The 1101-nt window shown below is 68.0% G+C and carries 1 protein-coding gene; it reads left to right on the top strand.

Going from position 1 to position 1101, the window contains the following annotated elements; translation table 11 throughout:
- The first annotated feature begins 214 nt into the window (after window positions 1-214).
- The gene (locus A5634_RS19390) at window positions 215-694 is read left to right on the top strand and encodes a gamma-glutamylcyclotransferase (protein ID WP_065145653.1); all 480 of its coding nucleotides are present in this window, start codon (window positions 215-217) and stop codon (window positions 692-694) included.
- Window positions 695-1101: the final 407 nt, after the last annotated feature.

The following is a 1101-nucleotide window of genomic DNA, read 5'->3' as shown; positions in this document are numbered from 1 at the left end:
GCTAGCGATCCGTAAGCGGCGTAGAGCGGCACGGGGAAATCTTAGACGGCATGTCGAGGTTCGCCGTTGCGCGGCGGCATCGTCGTCGGGCTAGGTTGGATGGCCCGACTCCTCCGCCGCGCAGCGGCGGCATCGTCGTCGGGCTAGGTTGGATGGCCCGACTCCTCCTCCGCCGCGCAACGGCGAACCTCGACATGCCGTCTAAGATTTCCCCGTGCCGCTCTACGCCGCTTACGGATCGAACATGCATCCCGAGCAGATGCTCAAGCGTGCACCGCACTCACCGATGGCCGGAACCGGCTGGTTGCCGGGGTGGCGGCTGACATTCGGCGGTGAGGACTTCGGCTGGGAGGGTGCGCTGGCCACAGTGGTCGAAGACCCGGGTTCGCGGGTCTTCGTGGTGCTCTATGACATGACGCCCGCCGACGAGATGAACCTGGACCGGTGGGAGGGCTCCGAGTTCGGCGTGCACAAGAAGATCCGCTGCCGGGTGCAGCGCGAGGCGTCGGACACCGATATCGACCCGGTGCTGGCGTGGCTGTACGTGCTGGATGCCTGGGAGGGCGGCCTGCCGTCCGCCCGCTACCTGGGCGTGATGGCCGATGCCGCCGAGATTGCCGGTGCGCCAGCCGATTACGTGCACGATCTGCGCACCCGCCCGGCCCGCAACATCGGCCCAGGTACCGGCCCCTAGCCTGTCCCCGTTCTGACCGCGAGCGCGCGTGTCTGCACAGTGACACGCCGTCGGTGCTGGCATTTCGGGGCCGCTCGCGCGAAGTTACGGGGCCGCTCGCGCGAAGTTACGGGGCCGCTCGCGCGAAGTTACGGGGCCGCTCGCGCGAAGCTACGCGCCGCGGGCGCGAAGTTACGCCACGCGGGCGTCTTCTAGTCGCGTCCGGATCCGGTGGACAAGCTCCGCCGGTTTACACCTGACATCCTCGGCGATGATTGGCACGACTAGCCACCCCAGATCGTGCACAGCGGTAGAGCGTCGGCGGTCACGCCGAAATGCCGACGGTCCGCTGTGCCAATCAACGCCGTCGTACTCGGCGGCCACGCGGTATTCGGGCCAGGCGAAATCGAGTCGCCAGACCCGCCCGT

The sequence above is a fragment of the Mycobacterium asiaticum genome, from assembly GCF_001673365.1.
Classification (GTDB): domain Bacteria; phylum Actinomycetota; class Actinomycetes; order Mycobacteriales; family Mycobacteriaceae; genus Mycobacterium; species Mycobacterium asiaticum_A.
This window is presented reverse-complemented; position numbering and strand designations above follow the sequence as displayed.